Consider the following 19457-nt stretch of genomic DNA (forward strand, 5'->3'; position numbering starts at 1 on the left):
CCATGGCCGATAATGAATCGCAGAAGCCTCTCGATGATAGCGTAAGCGGAGTGATTGACACTCTTTCCGGTCCGCAGAAAGCGGCTGCGATCCTCGTCGCAATCGGCCGCCCTTCCGCCTCACGGCTGCTCAAACACTTCAACGCCGAAGATTTGCGGAAGCTTGCAGGCCATGCCCGCACGCTTGAACCCATTTCTCCGCTCGACTTTGAACATCTGGTGAAGCAGTTCGAAGATTCATTCGCCGAAGGCGCGCCCGTTTCAGAAGCGGCACAGCGCTTTGAAGGCCTGCTGCGCGAAGCCTTGCCACAAGACGAAGCCGATGCCGTGTTTGAAGAGCGCGTTCAGCCACAGCTCGTTCAGGAATCCGTCTGGGTACAGCTTGCGAGACTGCCGGTCGAGAGCCTGCAGGCCTATCTCGCCGATCAGCATCCACAGATCATCGCCTATATCGTTTCCAAGTTGCCGTCGGACCTCGCCGCCCGCATGTTTGTAGGTCTGCCGCCACAGCTGCGCAGTGCCGTCGTGCAGCGCTCGCTGCATATTGGCAATGTTGCGCCAGCTGCAGCCGATCTTCTGGAAGATGTATTGCGTCGCGACCTGCTTGGCCGCAGCGATGCAGGCCCGGTCAAAGCCCATCACGGACAGATCGCCAACATCTTCAACCAGCTCGACCGGCAGGAGATGGAAGAGCTCATGTCGAGCCTCAAAGATCTCAGCCAGGACGACATCGCGCGCATCAAGGCGAAGCTCTTCAACTTTGAAGATGTGGAACGCCTCTCGCAGCGTGCCCGTCTTCTGCTGTTTGATGAAGTCCAGACCGAACAGATCGCAACCGCTTTGCGGGGTGCCGATGCGTCGCTTCAGGAAATGGTGCTGTCCTCGCTTTCCACGCGCGGTCGCCGCATGGTCGAAAGCGAACTGGCAGCCGAACAAGGCAACATCACCAGCCAGAACATCGCAGACGCACGGCGCGCAATTGCACGCATCGCCATCGATCTTTCAGAGCGCGGTATCATCACTCTCGATTCAGGCGAAGACCCGAGTTAGAGCGCCAATCTGATTGGATCAAATCGGCACTCTGATCATCTGTTTTAACGCGCATCCTTGTCCGAAAACCGTTGCACACTTTTCGGGATGCGCTCTAATCTTGCGTGTGACATATGTCCGACGATACCGATAAAGAGAGCAAAACCGAGGACGCGACCGAGAAGAAGATCCGCGACGCATTGGACAAGGGCAACATGCCCTTCTCTCGCGAAACGCCGATCCTCGCTGGTATCGCGTCCTTTCTGGTGATTGCAGTCTTCGTCGCGGCACCCGCAACAACCAAACTGGCTGTCTTCTTGCGCGAACTGATGGACCGCCCGGAAGATTGGACCCTTAACAGCGCAGAAGATGCAAGCCATCTGTTTGGCATTCTGGCGCTGTCTGTCGGTGCAGCCCTCATTCCGGTCTTCATCATCATTCCGCTTGCGGGCATTGCTGCATCCGCCTTCCAGAATGCGCCGCGATTTGTCGGTGAGCGTATTCGCCCACAAGCATCGCGCATTTCCCTGCTCAAAGGCTGGTCGCGCATTTTCGGTCGCGCCGGTCAGGTCGAGTTTCTCAAATCATTGGCGAAATTCATTGCCGCAAGCGTGATCGTGTTCTTTGTCTTCTTCAAAGGCAACAATCTCTTCACCGAAGCGGTAGCGACCGACCCGAGTGCATTACCCGAGTTTCTGCGTGAAAATCTGGTGCGGCTTCTGGTGGCCAATGTCCTCGCGATCACCGCGATTGCCGGCTTCGACCTTGCATGGTCGCGCATTCACTGGAAGCAGGAACTGCGCATGACCAGGCAGGAAGTGAAGGACGAGCTCAAGCAGTCGGAAGGCGATCCACTGGTTAAAGCACGCCTGCGCTCGCTGGGGCGAGACCGCGCCCGGCGCCGCATGATCAACGCAGTTCCTACTGCCACGCTGATTGTCGCAAATCCGACCCATTTTTCTGTAGCACTACGCTATCGACCCAATGAAGATGCAGCGCCAATCGTTGTTGCAAAAGGACAAGATCTCATCGCGCTCAAGATAAGAGAAATAGCGACCGCAAATTCCATTCCAGTATTTGAGGATGTACAATTGGCACGCGCCCTCTATAAGCAGGTGAATGTCGACCAGATGATCGCACCTGAATTCTATAAAGCGGTCGCCGAACTGATCCGCGTCATCAATGCCCGGCATGCTATACGATGATAGGTTTTCAGATGACTTTAGAATATTCTAATATATTATCAGTCTGTTCTTACCGATCGGCGGTGACACGATGAAGAGCCTTCAATTCTCAAACGAACGCGAGGCAATCATTGCCGAAAACATCCGCGAAGTCGTTGCTGAACTTCGACTGGTTGACCCTGCCGATTATATCGCTTTCATCCGCTGCGAGTTGTTTGCAAACATTGCCGACATTGTTGCTTCGGCGACCGAACTATATTTCTTCCCTGGTACGCTTGAACTGGGCCATGGTGGCGAATTTCACTGCGACTGGTTCAGCGCCCCCTCCATCGTTCTCGACATGGAGTTCCGCAACAAGGGTGTTTATGCCTATTTCCGGCTGACGCTTTCAGGCAAGACGGCGAGCGTTGAGCTCAGCCATATTGTATTTGAGAACCCGGATGATGACCCTGCGCAGAATACGACCCGACTGATCGACGCGATCGACAGTGCCCGACTTCCATTGCGGAAAACTGCTTAGAGCGCCGCGCGCCCTTCCGGGCGCACAAAGGTTGATCTAACACTTTATATTTAAAGCATAATTTTATATTGCAGCGGTTCCAGTTAAGACTGAATCGTTGGAACCGCTGTAACTGTTTGTTTTTACGCATTGTCCAACGCAAAACCGCTTCGCACTTTTGCTGGCAATGATCCAGCCAGCACAAAAACACCGGACGCTTGTGGCATCCGGTGTTAAAAATTCATCATCAATTGCAGCATTACATCAAATGAGCGACTTCGGGCATTTCGATAATGCCGAGTGAAAGCGCCGTCGCTACCGCGGACGTCCGGTTCGAACAATTGAGCTTGATCTTCGCATTCTGAAGGTAGGTCACCACTGTCCAGCGGGCGATACTGAGAATTTCAGCAATTTCACCATCTGTCTTGCCGTTTGCGGCCCAACGTAAGCAGTCGATTTCGCGCGGCGTCAGAAGCGATGCTACAGGCTTTGTCTGCTCACAACCGCACAATGTGTTGTGAATGATGCCGGAAACACTTAGCAGGCGTGGGCGCATCTTGGAAATAAACTGGTCACGCGCTTCGTCTTCACCCCGTTCAAAACAAAACAACGTACAGCCGGCCGCGCCGTTTGTATTGCGTGCGGAAACAGCGATAAACACATTACCAAGGCCGTGCTTTTCGGCATCCTGCATCATTTCTGCAATATCAGGGCATGCATTCGCATCTTCCTTGAGATCACGGACGATGCCACTTGTATCATTCCGGAAATACGGGGCGTCCTCCTGAAAAATAGGATCAATGACAAAATAGTTCTTTGTCGAGTATCGCGTCGCCCAGCTGGAAGGAAACGTCATCACAACTGTCAGATCCGATGAGTTTATCTTCGTGCAATCTCCCATACGCCCGCGATAGGTATGCATAATATAACGGCATCCGATTTCATCCCGGATACGCGTTAAAAGCGCCAATGTGTCGCCCTGAAAAGATGTGCCAAAAAAGGTCTTTTTAAAATTCGGAAAATGAATCAAGTCGAGAGTCATTGTATAATATCCTTGGTAATAAAGCACGAAACGAGCTTCATCTGGCGCCACAAAATATCGGTGGCGAATCGGCTACGTCGGGCCTTCAATCACTTATCAGTCACATAAAAAATGGGCCGCTATGCAACCCGCAATAAATTGATTGCTATGTATTACACACAAGAACCGTGTCGAAAAAAGGCTCTTGCAAGTGAAAATTACGTTACCAATGAAATTTCCGCAAAACTATTTCTTAGCTTTCAGGGGGAATGTTCTGTTTTGAAACATTCCGACATTTACTTCCGTAAGCCCTAAAGAAGAAGTCGAGCGCGTTTTCGACATTCTTGATAATAGTTTGTTCTGATGGCGGCTCACTCAAGACGCCAAAAAGGCGTGGTCGATAGAGACCAGACAGAAACAGGTCCGTCAGCTGATAGGCCTTTTCCAGCGGGTCAAACGGTTCAAGCTCGCCTGCCTCAATCATTCGGGACAGGAAGTCCGCCATGATCAGATGGCTGCGCTTCGGACCACGTTCATAAAAGCGCGCCGACAATTCCGGCTTGCGTTCACTGACCCCAAGAATGATGCGCTGCGCACGGATCGCCGTTGTCGATGTAATAAGTGTAACCAGGGTTACCCCGAAGTCAGCCAGTTCTTCTCGCGTGGAGAAACCTTTGTCGATCTTGGCGACCATCTTGCTGAAAGTCGTCATGCGGTAATGCTCGCACAGAGCGACGAACAGATCTTCCTTGCTGTTGAAGTAAACGTAAATCGTACCCTTGGACACGCCAGCTTCACGCGTGATATCGTTCATGCTGGCAGCGTCAAACCCCATACGCAGAAAGACGTTCTGCGCGCCTTCAAGAATTTGCTGACGCTTGATTGGATCTTGTCCGGCGGCAAGGCGTGTACGCCCACTTTCCGCATCAGGTTCGCACACGAACGCGTCAGTGTCGCTGCCTTCTGCAGCAACATCAGCACCTTCACATATGCGGTATTCACGATTCATTGTACAAAACTCGCATTTTTTTCGAACCAAGCGGTTCGATGTCACTTGATATGGGCAACTTATTGCTCTAAGTCAACATCGAACCAAGCGGTTCGTTGAAGCGGTTATACAGAAAGTTTGCCTTATGTCCGCCCCCAAGTCTGTTGATACGGCTGATATCCGTCCATTCCCTACCCCTGCTGGCCCTACACCTGCTGGTCAGGGAGAACAGTCCAGAGTGAACGCCGAACCCTTGGGTGAACGGCCCGCTCCGCAGACTGCTCCGGATACGGCAGCACCCAGCGCCCCACCTGCTGACGCAAAGGGCGGCAAGAAAAAAGGCTTCGGAAAGCGCGTTCTGCTTCCGGGCATTCTTATTGCCGCTGTTGCTGGCGGCCTTTGGTATGGTTATGACTGGTGGACCGTTGGCCGCTTCATGGTTTCAACGGACGACGCTTATGTGCAGGGCGACATTGCTTCGATTGCACCGAAAGTCACCGGCTATATCGAAAACATTCCAGTTGTCGCTAACCAGCACGTTAAAGCTGGCGATGTGATCTTCCAGCTCGATGCTGGCGATTATCAGATCGCGCTTGACGATGCGGAAGCCAAGCTCAACACGCAGAAGCAGACACTTGCACGCATTAATGCGCAGGTTGACGCTTCAAAGGCGAGTTTGCAGCAGGCGCAGGCCGACGAACAGGCTTCGCAGGCCGTTCTGAAGAACGCCGAAAGCACCATGGTCCGAATTCAGAAGCTGCATGATACGCGCTTCTCTGCACAGTCCGAACTCGACAACGCACAGTCAGCGCTCGATCAGGCCAAGGCAAAGCTTGCCGGTTCGAATGCGCAGATCGCTTCGGCAAATGCGAATATCGAAGTGCTGAATGCGCAGTATAAGGAAGCGGAAAGCACCATGCGTTCGCTGGAGCTCGCCCGCGACAAGGCTGCACGCGACCTCAACTTCACCACCCTGCGCGCACCTTTTGATGGTGTTGTCGGCAATCTTTCCGGCAAGAAGGGCGATCTCGTTTCGGCTGGCCAGAAGATCGCAGCGCTCGTTCCTGTAAACGCGCTCTATATCGATGCCAACTTCAAGGAAACGCAGCTCGGCCACATCAAAACCGGCGAAACCGCGCGTATCTATGTTGATGCCATCGACGGCCCTTACTTTGAAGGCAAGGTGGCATCGGTTGCTCCGGCATCGGGCGCTGTGTTCTCGCTGCTGCCACCTGAAAATGCGACGGGTAACTTCACCAAGATCGTTCAGCGTGTTCCGGTTCGTATCATGATCCCACAGGACGCGCTCGATTCCGGCAAAATCCGTGCAGGTCTCAGCGTGACGGTCGATGTGGACACCCGCACCGCACCGGAAGACAAGGCCAATTAAGGGCTAACTAAAGAAGCAATTGCGTTTGAGGGCGCATACCGAAAATTGTGAAACAGCTTTCGGTATGCGCGTGAAAACGGCTCATTAGAATATGTGGTGGCGCGGCGAACAGCTTTCGCGCCCCTTTCCTCTTCCTATTCGGAGTGCGCCTTCATGGCTGCAAACACCACGATGGGGCCGATGGCTCCCGCAGAAGATCGCATCGATCCCAAGAAGGCGATTGCCTTTCTTGCGATGGTGTTCGGCATGTTTATGGCCATTCTGGACATCCAGATTGTGTCTGCATCGCTGTCTGAAATTCAGGCAGGCCTCAGCGCCAGCTCCGACGAAATCTCCTGGGTTCAGACATCCTATCTGATTGCGGAAGTCATCATGATCCCGCTCTCAGGTTTCTTGGGTCGCCTTGTCTCCACCCGCGTGCTGTTTACCGTTTCCGCCGCTGGCTTCACGCTTGCCTCCATGCTCTGCGCGACTGCCACCAATATCGATCAGATGATCGTCTATCGCGCCATTCAGGGCTTCATCGGCGGTGGCATGATCCCGAGCGTGTTTGCAGCCGCATTCACGATCTTCCCGCCATCCAAACGCTCCATCGTTTCACCGATGATCGGCCTTGTCGCGACGCTTGCACCAACCATCGGCCCGACCGTCGGCGGCTATCTAAGCCACGCATTTTCATGGCACTGGCTGTTCCTGGTCAATGTCGGCCCCGGCATCCTCGTCACAATCGCTGCATGGAACCTCATCGACTTCGACGAAGGCGACAGCTCGCTTCTGAGCAAATTCGACTGGTGGGGCCTCGCTGGTATGGCAGCCTTCTTAGGCTCGATGGAATATGTGCTCGAAGAAGGCCCGCGCAACGACTGGCTGCAGGATGAAGCAATCTTCATTCTGAGCGGCGTAATGGTTATAGGCGGTATTCTCTTCTTCTTCAGAGCGTTCACAGCCGAAGAACCCATTGTGGACTTACGTGCCTTCAAGAATGTCAACTTCGCCTTTGGCTCACTGTTCTCGTTCGTGATGGGTGTCGGCCTTTATGGCCTCACTTATCTTTATCCGCTGTTTCTCAGTAGCATCCGCGGCTACGACGCCCTGATGATCGGCGAAGCGCTGTTTGTCAGCGGTCTTGCCATGTTCTTCACTGCACCGCTCGCAGGCTTCCTGTCCACACGCATGGACCCGCGCCTGATGATGATGATCGGCTTCCTTGGCTTTGCTGCCGGTACATGGATGGTCACAGGTCTGACTGCGGACTGGGATTTCTATGAACTTCTGCTGCCGCAGATCCTGCGCGGCTGTTCGCTGATGCTCTGCATGGTGCCGATCAACAATCTGGCGCTTGGCACCTTGCCACCTGCGCTGCTGAAAAACGCTTCCGGTCTGTTCAACCTGACCCGAAATCTCGGTGGTGCTGTCGGTCTGGCTGTGATCAACACCATTCTCACCCGTCGCAGCGATATGCATTATGAGCGTCTGGCCGAGCATGTGCGCTGGGGGAATGCGGAAGCCGAACAGATGCTGGCGAACCTGACTGCGAAGTATAATGCGGCCGGTCTGGATGGTGCGACAATCGCCATCTCCAAAATGTCGGGCATGGTGCGCCAGCAGGCAACACTCATGTCCTTCATCGACGTATTCTTCATTCTCACGATGATGTTCTGCACGCTCGCAGCTTGTGCCGTGATGTTACGCAAGCCAAAGCAAGCCGCCGGAGGCGGTGGCGGCGGTCACTAATATCAAGGCGCGAAGATGCTGACGCTATCCACGCCTTGAAAAAGTTCAATCGCCACTCGGGCTTAACCAAAGCTCCATGAGTCATACTCATGGAGCTTTGGTATAAAGCGTCCAGATTCGATTTCATACGAAACCGAATCTGCTTCGCGAGTATTTCATAAATTTTCGTTTGAATTAGCTCTCCGCGCCATTTGCCGCGCGCAGGCAAACTCCTGTCGTTTTGGGAAAAGCGTCTTTTTAAATTGTGACAGTGACGAAACCTTTGTCATATTTATTGTCATAAAAATGCAGTTCAACCTTATGGATCAATTGCTAAGTCCCTGAAAACGTGTTTCACTTTCTGTCGTTGACATTTTGTGACATTAAGCAAACTGTCATCCAACCGTCATCTAGGACGGCTATCGGGAGTGCGCGAACACTGGAATCGACCGGGAGCGTTCGCCCGACTTTAACAGGGGAGTCAAACAATGCTTGCATTTACTGCGCGTCTGCTGTCGCTTTCGACTGCAATCGCTGTTGGCGGGGTGTCTATTGCTGCTGCTGAACCATCAGCTGAACTCATCGCTGCAGCCAAGGCTGAAGGCCAGCTGACCACCATCGCGCTGCCACACGACTGGTGCGGCTACGGCGAAATCATCCAGAGCTTCAAAGACAAGTACGGCCTTAAGGTCAACGAACTGAACCCTGATGCTGGTTCGGGCGACGAAATTGAAGCCATCAAGGCAAACAAGGACAACAAGGGCCCACAGGCTCCTGACGTTATCGACGTTGGCTTTGCTTTCGGCACCACCGCCAAGAAAGACGGCCTGATCCAGCCTTACAAGGTCGCAACCTGGGACGAAATTCCAGACAGCGCCAAGGACCCTGAAGGTTACTGGTACGGCGATTATTACGGCGTTCTTGGTTTCGAAGTGAACAAGGACATCGTTAAGGACGTCCCACAGGATTGGGAAGACCTGCTCAAGAGCGATTACGCAAATTCGGTTGCTCTGGCTGGTGATCCACGCGTTTCCGCACAGGCAATCCTCGGCGTTCACGCTGCAGGCATCGCACGCGGTGCAGAACCAGGTGCCGAAGCTGGCAAGAAGGGCCTTGAATTCTATAAGGAACTCAACGCCAACGGTAACTTCGTTCCAGTCATCGGCAAGGCCGCTTCGCTGGCACAGGGTTCGACCCCAATCGTCATCCGTTGGGATTACAACGCGCTCGCAGACCGTGACACCCTGAAGGGCAACCCGGAAATCGAAACCGTAATTCCAAAGTCGGGTGTTGTTGCTGGCGTTTACGTTCAGGCGATCAGCGCTTATGCACCGCATCCAAACGCTGCAAAGCTGTGGATGGAACACCTGTATTCTGACGAAGGCCAGCTTGGCTATCTGAAGGGCTACTGCCACCCGATCCGCTTCAATGCGATGGCGAAGGCTGGCAAGATCCCACAGGAACTGCTCGACAAGCTGCCACCAGCAGAAGCCTATGAAAAGGCTATATTCCCAACTCTTGAACAGATTGAAGCCGCTCAGGCAGAAATCACCAAGAACTGGGACAGCGTTGTTGGCGCAAACGTTCAGTAAGCGGATTTAGAGCGCTGTACGTCCTCTTGGACGCGCAAAAGTCGCTTTAACTCACCCTGTTTATGATCTGTGGCGGCCAGAAATGGTCGTCGCAGATTCTGCTTTTTAGCCAAAACAGTTCGCCTGATTTGTTGTGAAACAACCCTAGCCCTTTGCTTTGATGCTGACCTTTCCGGAACGCCTGTGGTGTTTTCGAAACTTTGCTTCTAAGAAAGTACGTATGAGTTCAACAGCCGATACCACCTCACAGCCAAGTCAGGTGCGTAAGCGTCAACTGCCACTCTCCTATGTTGGCGTTGCGCCGTTTTTCCTGTTTGCGATTCTCTTTCTGCTATGGCCGACAATGTATCTGATTGTCGGCGCGTTTCAGGATCCGGACGGAAATTTCACGCTCCAGAATGTTCAGGATCTCTTCCAGCCTCAGATTATGAGTGCCTACTGGATTTCGATCAAAGTAAGCCTCGCATCGGCGCTCGGTGGCGCATTGATCGGCTTCTTTCTGGCCTGGGCTGTGGTGCTTGGCAATCTGCCACGCTGGCTACGCCCAACAGTTCTGACTTTCTCGGGCGTTGCATCGAATTTCGCTGGCGTTCCGCTGGCCTTCGCGTTTCTCGCAACTCTTGGCCGTACCGGCTTCGTAACAATCCTGTTTCGTGAGTGGTTCGGTTTCAACCTGTACTCGACCGGCTTCAACCTTCTGAGCTTCTTCGGTCTGACCATCACCTATCTGTTCTTCCAGATTCCGCTGATGGTGCTCATTCTGACGCCTGCTCTGGACGGCCTGAAGAAAGAATGGCGTGAAGCCTCTTCGATCCTGGGCGCGACCAACCTCCAATATTGGCGCATGGTTGCGTTTCCGATTCTCTGGCCAAGCCTGCTCGGCACAACGCTGCTGCTGTTCGCAAACGCCTTTGGTGCGATTGCAACCGCCTATGCGCTGACCGGCTCATCGCTCAACATCGTTCCGATCCTGCTCTATGCACAGATCAGAGGCGACGTTCTGCATAACCAGAATCTGGGCTACGCGCTGGCACTCGGTATGATCGTCATCACCGGTCTTTCCAACCTCCTTTACATCTGGCTGCGTATGCGCGCCGAAAGGTGGCAGCGATGAATAAGGGCTTCAACTTCCAGAAGATCGGCGCGTGGATCGCCTTCGCGATTGGCGCGATCTACTTCCTCGTTCCGCTGATCGGCACCTTTGAATTTTCGCTGCGTATGCGTCGTGGCGAATATTCCTTCGACGCCTATCGCGTGGTTTTCAGCGATCCGAATTTCCAGGCGACCTTCTCCTACTCGATTATTCTCGGCATCCTGACGATCATCTTCGGTGTGCTGCTTGTTGTGCCGACCGCCTATTGGGTTCGCCTTCGTCTGCCACATCTGCGTCCGCTAATCGAGTTCATCACGCTGATGCCGCTAGTCATTCCGGCAATCGTCATCGTGTTCGGTTATCTGCGCATTTATAACTCGTCGTCGTGGCTGCCATTCACCTCGTCAACGCGTGCAACCGATCTGTTGTTGATGTTCGGCTACATGACTTTATCGCTGCCATACATGTATCGCGCAGTCGATACGGCTATGCGCACGATTGATGTTCGCACGCTGACCGAAGCCGCCCAGAGCCTTGGCGCTGGCTGGGGCCGGATCATGTTCAAAGTGATTTTCCCCAACGTGATGTCAGGCGTCATGAGCGGTGCTTTCATCACCTTTGCTATCGTCATTGGTGAATTCACGCTGGCATCCTTGCTCAACCGTCCTGCCTTTGGTCCTTATCTCCAGCTCGTCGGCGCAAACCGCGCTTATGAACCTTCCGCGCTGGCGATTATTTCCTTCGGTATTACGTGGCTCAGCATCATCATGTTGCAGCTCGTTTCGCGCCTCAACAAATTCAAGACAACCGCCGGGTAACATTCATGGCTTTTCTTAATCTCAAGCACCTGAAAAAGAGCTTCGGCGCCACTACCGTCGTCCACGATTTCAACCTCGCTGTCGAAAAGGGCGAATTCGTTTCCTTCCTCGGCCCATCGGGCTGCGGCAAGACCACGGTTCTGCGTATGATTGCGGGCTTTGAAAGTGCCGATCAGGGCGCAATTGAAATCGATGGCAAAGATGTTGTCGATCTCAAGCCAAACCAGCGCAATATCGGCATGGTCTTTCAGGCCTATGCGCTGTTTCCGAACATGACCGTTGCCCAGAACGTGGCATTCGGTCTGCGGGTTTCGGGCAAGTCGAAGGCCGAAATCGACGCGACGGTCAAGGAAATGCTCAGCCTCATCAAGCTTGAGCATCTTGCGGATCGTTATCCTTATCAGATGTCCGGCGGCCAGCAGCAGCGTGTGGCCTTGGCCCGTGCGCTTGCAACCAAGCCGCAAGTGCTTCTGCTTGATGAGCCGCTTTCGGCACTTGATGCGAAGATCCGTATCTCGCTGCGTCAGGAAATCCGTGCAATCCAGCAGAAGCTCGGCATCACCACGGTTTTCGTAACGCACGATCAGGAAGAAGCATTGTCGATCTCTGATCGTATCGTCGTCATGCATGAAGGCCGGGCTGATCAGATCGGAACACCGTTCGACATCTATAACCGTCCTGCATCGCGCTTTGTTGCCTCCTTCGTTGGCACGCTCAACATGCTTGAAGCATCGGTTGCCGAACCGGGCCAGAACAGCATCGACCTCGACGGTCGCACGATCAAGGTGAATGAAGAGCTCAGCCATCACCAGAAGGGCAAGGCGATCACACTCGCACTGCGTCCGGAAGCGGTCAGCATGGAAGCGCGCAAGAGCCACGACACTTCGCTCGATGCGACCATCGAGGATGTGCACTTCCTCGGTTCGGTTATTCGTACGCGTGTGGCACTTGGTAAGAACCAGTTGTCATTCGACACGTTCAACGACCCCACACAGCCACCGCCACAGCGCGGCGACAAAGTGACGGTGCATTTTGCATCGCATGATCTGCTCGTCTTGGCCGATTAAGCTACATGACATGACAAAAAGCCGCCCAAACGGGCGGCTTTTTTTGTGAAACTTGTGTTCCAGCGCTGTCAAGATTATGGCCCTTTTGTGATTATCCTCACTCAGGGCCATAAGTTTAAGCTCTTAGTTGCCCCATGGACCGTGGAAGTCACCGTCCTTGTCAATGCGCTTGAAGCCGTGCGAGCCAAAGAAGTCGCGCTGACCCTGAATGACATTGGCCGTACCCTGCGACTGCGTAAAGCTGTCGAAGTAGCTCAATGCCGAACCAAGTGCGGGAAGCGGCAGACCTGCAAGTGCTGCCTGTGCAACGATCTTGCGAAGCCCCTTCGATGCCTTGCCCATGCGTTCAACAAAGGCAGGAACCAGCAGAAGGTTCTCGATTTCCTGGCCTTCAAAAGCCTGCGCAATATCGTCGAGGAACAGCGAACGGATGATGCAGCCTTCGCGCCAGATGCGGGCGGTGGTTGCAAGCGGGATGTTCCAGCCATGTTCCTTGGACGCTGCGGCCAGAACGGCAAAGCCTTGTGCATAGGCAACGATCTTGCCAGCCAGCAGACCCTGCTCAAGGTCAGCAAGGAACTGCGCCTGATCAGCAATATCAAGCGTGCGTGGTGCAGGCTTATAGGCCTTTTCAGCGGCCTCACGTTCGGCTTTCAACGACGAAATCGAGCGTGCGTCAACGGCTGCTTCAATGCCGGTTGCAGGAACGCCGAGCATCTGTGCTTCAATCGCCGACCAACGGCCGGTGCCCTTCTGTCCAGCTTGATCGAGGATCATATCGACCATCGCCTTGCCGGTTTCAGGGTCAGTTGCCTTCAGAACTTTTGCTGTGATTTCAATAAGGTAGGAATTGAGCGGACCCGCATTCCACTTCTCGAACACATCACCGATTGCAGGCGCCGAAAGGCCGAGACCATCGCGCAGGATGCCGTAGATTTCGGCAATCATCTGCATATCTGCATATTCGATACCGTTGTGAACGGTCTTCACGAAATGGCCTGCGCCATCCGGGCCAACCAGCGCACAGCAAGGTTCGCCTTTATATTTTGCAGCCGCAGCCAAAAGGATTGGCGCGATGCGATCATAGGCTTCCTGCGTGCCGCCGACCATCATCGACGGTCCGTTGCGCGCGCCTTCTGCGCCACCCGATACACCCATGCCGACAAAGGTTGGATCGTTCGGGCCAAGTGCCTTCAGACGACGCATCGTGTCGCGATAGTCGGAGTTACCGGCGTCGATCATGATGTCGCCCTGCTCAAGATAAGCCTTGAGGCGGGTGGTTTCAGCGTCAACTGGTGCGCCAGCCTTGATCAGGAAGATGATTGGGCGTGGCTTGCGGATATTGTCAGCCAGTTCTTCAAAAGTGGCGCAAGGGATAATCTTGTCACGCAGCGCGCCAGCTTTTTCGATGAATGCTTGCAGGACGGGCTCGTCGCGGTCATAGACGGCTACCGTGTAGCCCTTCTCGGCGATGTTCAGCGCAAGGTTCGAACCCATCACGCCGAGGCCGACCATTCCGATATCTGCTTTTTCCATTTTTTGCCCTTTTGAAACACAGCCAACTGGCTTGTCATACAGAAATAGAGAGCCGACAGACTGGACTGTCTTAGCTGCTGCTGTCGCAGTATTTAGCGCCAGCGCGTACAGTCTGTATCCTATTGTTGGATGATCTAGGGCATATGACGCAAATTTGATAGGCCTTTTTCTAAAATACTAACCGATTTAAATGCTCAAACACGCTCCAGTTTCACATGTGGCAACGGTGGCAGTTCAATCTCGATATTATCACCAGCCTGCACATTTCCGCCCGCAATAACGATCGACATGACGCCTGCTTTGCGCACCAGTTCGCCGTCTTCCGTTTTATCGAGGACAGCACCAAGAAGCCCCTTTTCAAAGCTTTCAATCTGCGAACATGGATTACGCAGGCCGGTGAGTTCGAGAACAACATCGGACCCGATTTTGAGGATGGCCGACTTGGGCAACGCTAACAGGTCAATCCCGCGCGTGGTAATGTTTTCACCCAGCTGCGCGGGCGCAATGTCAAAGCCCTTCTCGGTGAGCTCATCGAAAAGCTCCGCCTGAATAAGATGAACCTGACGCAAGTTCGGCTGAGTCGGATCGACCTTTACGCGTGAACGATGTTTGACGGTAACACCCTTATGCGCGTCGCCTTCAACGCCCTGGCCTGCAACAATGCTTATCTCTGAAACCAGCTGTTTCGAGAAACGGTGCTCGGCGTCGCGCGCAACGGCTACAACAATTCCACCCATATTTTTACCTTGATTGCATGAAGAAGGACGCGGCAGGCAAAGCCGGTCGTAATCCCGCATATCATGCGATATACAACAGATGGATGACAAGGGTATCGCGAAGGGGTTGGCGGTAAAACCATGACGAGTAAGCAGCGCGACGGCAAGGATTTTCGCTGGGGTATCTGGGGTACAGGCACGATTGCCAACGCCTTTGCAGCCGATATTCAGGCAAGCGGCAACATGCGCGTGACGGCAGTCTGTTCACGCTCGATGGAGAGTGCGACAAGCTTCAAAACCCGCATCGGCGCGGACAATGCCTTTGATGATGCCGCTGCATTTCTCAACAGCGCTGATATCGATGCCGTTTACATTGCCACACCCAATGCCATGCATGTGCCGCAGACATTGCAGGCAATCGCCGCAGGCAAAGCGTGTCTGACGGAAAAGCCGCTGACGCTCGACGCAGACGGCGCCAACCGGATTGCAGCCGCAAGCAGGGCGCATAATGTCTTTGCCATGGAAGCGATGTGGAGCCGGTTCCTTCCGGCGATTCATGCCACCCGTGAGCATATCAAAAGCGGTCGCATCGGGACGGTAAAGCGTATCGAAGCGGACCTCTCCTATTTCCGTGCGGAAGATCCGCAAAGCCGGTTTTTCAATCCGGCACTTGGCGGCGGTGCTGCCTTCGATCTCGGCGTCTATCCGGTTTCGCTTGCGCTGAGTTTGCTCGGCCTGCCCGACGCTGTCAGCGGACGCTGGACCAAGGCCAAAAGCGGCGTCGATATGCGAACTGAAATCACGCTCACATATGCAAATGCCACAGCTGAGCTCTCATGCGGCTTTGATCGGGATGGTCAAAACCAGATGCTGATTGAAGGCACAAACGGTGCGATCCTCATTCACGCACCGTTTCTGAAAGCACAGCGTCTGACGATTTTTTCCGCTAATGTGCTTAATTCAGTCCTTGGTCCGAAAGGACCGGGCGGGTTGATTGGCAAGGTTCTGAACCGCCTGCCTTTGCCCGGCAGAACGGTTGAACAGCACGCTTTTGCTGGAAACGGATTGCAGTTTCAGGCGCAAGCCGTGCGCGATGCCTTGACACGCGGCGAGATTTCAAGCCCGATCATGCCGCTTGAACACAGTGCTACGGTGGCAAACATCGTCAGCACTGTGCTTAGTAAGCAACCTGATTAGAAGCTGCTCTGAACCTTATAGGGTGCAGCGTTTTCGCCAGCATTATTGAGCGCGAGGGCTACTTCGGTGATGTGCAGGGCCACCGCACCGGAGAAAAAGGCCGTCTTACCGGTTTCAATGGCGCGCGCCTGATCAGCCACGCCACGCATAAAATCGATCTGCGATGGGAATGACGGCAGGCTTAGCGCAGCGCCTTTTGGATAGGCGAGCTTGCTGCCAACAGCCGGTTTCCATGGCAAAGTCTTGCCAAGCTTTGCTTCCACGCGACCAAAGACGCGTGACAGGATAGAACGCTTTCTGGTGGTCGATTCAAGCCGCACAGCAGAACGGTTATCCCAAAGATCATCGACGGTGATGGAACCCTTGTCGGCCACGATTGTCAGGCTGCGATCCTTCGGCATTGCAAGGCCGGACGTCAGACGCGCAACAAGACCGGATTTGAAACGCAGGCAACCGACGGAGAAATCCGGTGCCATGTGCAGATGCTCCGTTCCCGGTCCCTTGTTCTGGAAGGTGATCGAGGAGAAGGCGGTTACGCTTTCAACGGGGCCGAAAAGCGACACGAGCCATGACAGTGCATAACCTGCATGTTCCAGCGTGCAACCAATCTCAAACTCATGCAGACCCGGCCAAGGCGCGCCCGATTGCGACCGCCATGTCGCCCATTTATCGCGAAAAACCGGGCCGTCTTCCATTTCGGCATAGACCAGACGCGGCGTGCCGATCTCGCCTATGGATTGGGAGACCAGTTTCTGCGCGTCACTCAGACCATTGGCCGGTGCGGCTGCCAGTGTCAGTCCGTTTGCGGCTGCAAACTCAACCAGCGCTTTGGCGTCGTTGAAATCCATCGCCAGCGGCTTTTCGGAATAGACATGCTTACCCGCCTCAAGAACGGCGCGTGAAATGGCATAATGACTTTCCGGCGTCGTCAGGTTGAGAACGATCTGCACGTCTTTATCGGCAAGAATTGCCTCAAAGCTTTCATAGGCGCGCACCTTATAATGCGCAGCAAACACCTTGAGCCGTTCAGCCGAGCGATCAAAGGCACCGAGCAGCTTCAATTGCGGATAATTGCGCAGCGTGGTCATGTAGTAATCGGCGACGAAGCCTGTGCCAATGATCGCAATATTCATGGATAACTCCGATTAGAGCATTTCCAGCAAAAGTGCGAAGCGGTTTTGCTTAGGATAATGCGTAAAAACAAAAAGATAGAGCGGTTCCTACGATTCTCTTTCAACAGGAACTGCTCTAGACAGACCGTTTTGGGATGGTGACTTTGGCCGTCATGCGCAGGCCAAAAATCGCAAAGATGAGCATGAGCCAGACCGGGTCCATGCGACGGAAAAAGAAGCTTTCCAGCATCGCGTTGAGCGTGCCGAAGAACACAAACATCAGAAAGAAATCTGCCAGCAACAGGTTTTCGCGTGTCGGCCTGCACCGCATGTAGTTCACCAGCGGCATGATGATAATGACGAAAACTGCGCAGATCAGACCGATAAGGCCCATTGAAAGCGTGATGTCGAGATAGCCATTGTGGCCATGCACGATGCCACGCACGTCCCAGTCGAGATAATAAGGATGGGCTGCTTCCTTGACGCGATCAGTGCCCCAGAAACTTTCATAGCCAAAGCCGATCCAAGGGCGGCTGTGCAGCGCCTCGACGGCAAAAGCCCAGATTGATGTGCGTCCGGTAAAGGTTGGATCAACAGAGAATTTCAGGACGATCTGGTGCAGCGGCTCGAACAGAACCGTGCCGATGGTGAACAGCGCAAATACCACCTGAATGGCAAAGATCATGAGCGGTGCCAGTCCACGGATACCGAACACGCCCGGACCAATGACCAGAAGCATGGCGAAGGGAACCAGAGCAACCGTGGTTTTTGAGCCGGTATGGGCCACGAAGAACAATGCCAACAAAGCAATAACCGCACCGCTGACCCGCCAACCGCGCCGCCACAGATAGATGCCTCCAAAAGCGAAGAGCGCCATGACCGGCCCGGCGATGTTCTTGTGCGTGAAAACACCACGCCAGAGAAACGAATTCTGTGGCTCGCTCACATCAACGCCATGCGTGCCAAGATTAGGCAGCAGCACGACACCGGCATAAGAAACGACAATAACGATAGAGGCTACTGTGAGCAGCATCACGGAATAACCGTCAGCATCTTGTGGCAGGGCGAGAACTGCAACAATTGCCAGAACACCGATCAGTGTCAGCATGACCCCGCGAATGGCAGTTCCCGGATCGGGACTTACGAAAGCAGATGCCAACAACAAGCCAAACATGAGCAGCCAGCCAAGACTGACCAGCCGCATCAGTTTGCGCGGATCAGCAAACATGGCCAATGCAGCCAGTGCTATTGCGCCAACGAGACCAAAGCCTAGCTGATTGACGGTGTCGCCCGCTTGCGGCCCATCGGGTGCGACGGGCATGGAAAACGGGCGGAATGAAATCAGCAGAATGCAGAAAATAACCGTCGCGGTGACGAGCGCAATCTGGCGCATCGTCACCCGCATCGGATCGGACGAACCTGAACTAGTTCTTGTCCGGGTTGCGATACTGCTCATTCAGATATCCAAAATGGGCCATCACTCGGCCCAGACCGATATGGATGAAGTAGGTGCCGACAGGTGCAAAGCCAGCAGCAACACCTCTTCTGACTGCCTTGATCGGCGAGTAAGCCAGCAGAGCAAGGCTCTTCAGGAACACGCGCACCTGACCGAAAGGCTCATCCTTGCGCTTGCGCTGTTCGATCAGCGTCGAAAGAACGCCGTTGCGCAGACCGCGTGATCTGATCCAGTCATTTTCCAGGCGGCGTGCAGGGATAGTTTCGCGCACAATGCCTTCCGCACACCAGGCAACTTTGAAGCCCTTGGCGATTGAGCGGGACAGGAAGTCGGAATCGCCGCCGCCTGTGAAGTTGAACTTGAGATCCATAAACGGATAGCTATGGGCCTCAAGAACTGCGCGTGCGATCAGCAGATTACCCGAGGAGTAGATGATCGGAACCGGACCGGTCTTGGTATAATGCGGCAGGAAGACCGGGTGCTTTGCCCACTGTTCCGAATTTGGCTTTTCAAAAATCGGAAACTGTGGACCGCCAACGAGGCTAACGTCGTAACGCTCAGCGGTTGCAACCATGTTTTCGATCCAATCCGGATCGGCCAACTCATCGTCATCGATGACAATGACATATTTGAAGTTTGGGAAAAATTTGGTCGCAGTCAACCAGCCAGCATTATAGGCATTGCAGTTGCCGCGGTGGGATTCACCAATCAGCATACCACGATATTTGCCGGCTTCGAAAAGCGGAGCGGCAACGGTTGCGCCTTCCTTCTTTTCGGTTTCGTTCTCGATCACGACAACCGCCCATTTGCGCTTGGTTGTCTGCGCATTCAGCGTGTCGAGTGTGCGTATCAGGTGCTCTGGCCGCTTGAATGTCGGGAGCGAAACGACGATGTCGATCTCGTCATAGGGAAGACCAGGCGTTTTAGCGATTACTTCAATATGATCCGGTAAATCTGGCATCACAGCATCCGATTATTTCTAGGATTTAGGTTTTTATGTTTATCTTTCCACTATTGATAAACGCTTAAAGAAAAGTTCACCGCATG

Annotated in this window: 17 protein-coding genes; 10 read left to right on the forward strand and 7 right to left on the reverse strand. The window is 53.9% G+C overall.

The window, feature by feature from the left end; translation table 11 throughout:
* The first annotated feature begins 2 nt into the window (after positions 1-2).
* The 3 genes from CEV34_RS11290 (at position 3) to CEV34_RS11300 (ending at position 2732) form a co-directional block, all read left to right on the forward strand.
* Positions 3-1049 (forward strand): flagellar motor switch protein FliG, encoded by a 1047-nt coding sequence (locus CEV34_RS11290; protein WP_007877076.1) that lies wholly within the window; start codon positions 3-5, stop codon positions 1047-1049.
* Positions 1050-1162: 113 nt separating this feature from the next.
* Positions 1163-2233: a flagellar type III secretion system protein FlhB gene (gene flhB, locus CEV34_RS11295; RefSeq protein WP_007877077.1), complete on the forward strand. Its 1071-nt coding sequence runs from the start codon at positions 1163-1165 to the stop codon at positions 2231-2233.
* A gap of 70 nt (positions 2234-2303) precedes the next feature.
* Positions 2304-2732, forward strand: a complete 429-nt coding sequence (locus CEV34_RS11300; RefSeq protein WP_007877078.1) for a hypothetical protein — start codon at positions 2304-2306, stop codon at positions 2730-2732.
* Positions 2733-2970: 238 nt separating this feature from the next.
* Here CEV34_RS11300 and CEV34_RS11305 read toward each other — a convergent pair whose 3' ends face one another.
* Positions 2971-3753, reverse strand: coding sequence for a helix-turn-helix transcriptional regulator (locus CEV34_RS11305; protein WP_007877079.1), 783 nt, complete (start codon positions 3751-3753; stop codon positions 2971-2973).
* A gap of 232 nt (positions 3754-3985) precedes the next feature.
* Positions 3986-4741 (reverse strand): TetR/AcrR family transcriptional regulator, encoded by a 756-nt coding sequence (locus tag CEV34_RS11310; RefSeq protein ID WP_007877082.1) that lies wholly within the window; start codon positions 4739-4741, stop codon positions 3986-3988.
* Positions 4742-4865: 124 nt separating this feature from the next.
* On the opposite strand from CEV34_RS11310, the gene CEV34_RS11315 reads away from it, so the two are divergent.
* The 6 genes from CEV34_RS11315 to CEV34_RS11340 all read left to right on the forward strand — a co-directional run bounded on the left by CEV34_RS11315 (position 4866) and on the right by CEV34_RS11340 (position 12393).
* On the forward strand, positions 4866-6110 hold the full coding sequence (locus tag CEV34_RS11315) for an HlyD family secretion protein (protein ID WP_039860235.1): 1245 nt from the start codon (positions 4866-4868) through the stop codon (positions 6108-6110).
* 153 nt (positions 6111-6263) lie between these two features.
* Positions 6264-7844: a DHA2 family efflux MFS transporter permease subunit gene (locus CEV34_RS11320; RefSeq protein ID WP_007877084.1), complete on the forward strand. Its 1581-nt coding sequence runs from the start codon at positions 6264-6266 to the stop codon at positions 7842-7844.
* A 467-nt stretch (positions 7845-8311) separates the two neighbouring features.
* A complete protein-coding gene (locus tag CEV34_RS11325) occupies positions 8312-9415 on the forward strand; it encodes an ABC transporter substrate-binding protein (RefSeq protein ID WP_007877085.1) in 1104 nt (367 codons plus the stop codon).
* Positions 9416-9635: 220 nt separating this feature from the next.
* Positions 9636-10529 (forward strand): ABC transporter permease, encoded by an 894-nt coding sequence (locus CEV34_RS11330; RefSeq protein WP_007877086.1) that lies wholly within the window; start codon positions 9636-9638, stop codon positions 10527-10529.
* Positions 10526-11326, forward strand: coding sequence for an ABC transporter permease (locus CEV34_RS11335; RefSeq protein WP_094543636.1), 801 nt, complete (start codon positions 10526-10528; stop codon positions 11324-11326). Before CEV34_RS11330 ends, CEV34_RS11335 begins: the two co-directional genes overlap by 4 nt.
* 5 nt (positions 11327-11331) lie before the next feature.
* Complete coding sequence (locus tag CEV34_RS11340) at positions 11332-12393, forward strand: ABC transporter ATP-binding protein (protein ID WP_007877090.1); 1062 nt, start codon at positions 11332-11334, stop codon at positions 12391-12393.
* Between the two features lie 123 nt (positions 12394-12516).
* Here the strand turns inward: CEV34_RS11340 and gndA are convergent, their stop codons facing one another.
* On the reverse strand, positions 12517-13929 hold the full coding sequence (gndA, locus tag CEV34_RS11345) for an NADP-dependent phosphogluconate dehydrogenase (protein WP_007877092.1): 1413 nt from the start codon (positions 13927-13929) through the stop codon (positions 12517-12519).
* Positions 13930-14123: 194 nt separating this feature from the next.
* Entirely contained in the window at positions 14124-14666 is a 543-nt protein-coding gene (locus tag CEV34_RS11350; protein ID WP_007877093.1) for an MOSC domain-containing protein, read from the reverse strand.
* Between the two features lie 120 nt (positions 14667-14786).
* Here CEV34_RS11350 and CEV34_RS11355 point away from each other — a divergent pair, with 120 nt between their 5' ends.
* Positions 14787-15842 (forward strand): Gfo/Idh/MocA family protein, encoded by a 1056-nt coding sequence (locus tag CEV34_RS11355; RefSeq protein ID WP_007877095.1) that lies wholly within the window; start codon positions 14787-14789, stop codon positions 15840-15842.
* On the opposite strand, the gene CEV34_RS11360 is transcribed toward CEV34_RS11355, so the two are convergent.
* The 3 genes from CEV34_RS11360 to CEV34_RS11370 all read right to left on the reverse strand — a co-directional run bounded on the left by CEV34_RS11360 (position 15839) and on the right by CEV34_RS11370 (position 19371).
* Complete coding sequence (locus tag CEV34_RS11360; RefSeq protein ID WP_007877097.1) at positions 15839-16975, reverse strand: Gfo/Idh/MocA family protein; 1137 nt, start codon at positions 16973-16975, stop codon at positions 15839-15841. The genes CEV34_RS11355 and CEV34_RS11360 overlap by 4 nt on opposite strands.
* Positions 16976-17090: 115 nt before the next feature.
* On the reverse strand, positions 17091-18410 hold the full coding sequence (locus CEV34_RS11365) for an O-antigen ligase family protein (protein ID WP_039860237.1): 1320 nt from the start codon (positions 18408-18410) through the stop codon (positions 17091-17093).
* Entirely contained in the window at positions 18379-19371 is a 993-nt protein-coding gene (locus CEV34_RS11370) for a glycosyltransferase family 2 protein (protein WP_007877100.1), read from the reverse strand. Before CEV34_RS11370 ends, CEV34_RS11365 begins: the two co-directional genes overlap by 32 nt.
* Positions 19372-19457 lie beyond the last annotated feature (86 nt).

It is taken from the genome of Brucella pseudogrignonensis (assembly GCF_002252525.1).
GTDB lineage: Bacteria > Pseudomonadota > Alphaproteobacteria > Rhizobiales > Rhizobiaceae > Brucella > Brucella pseudogrignonensis.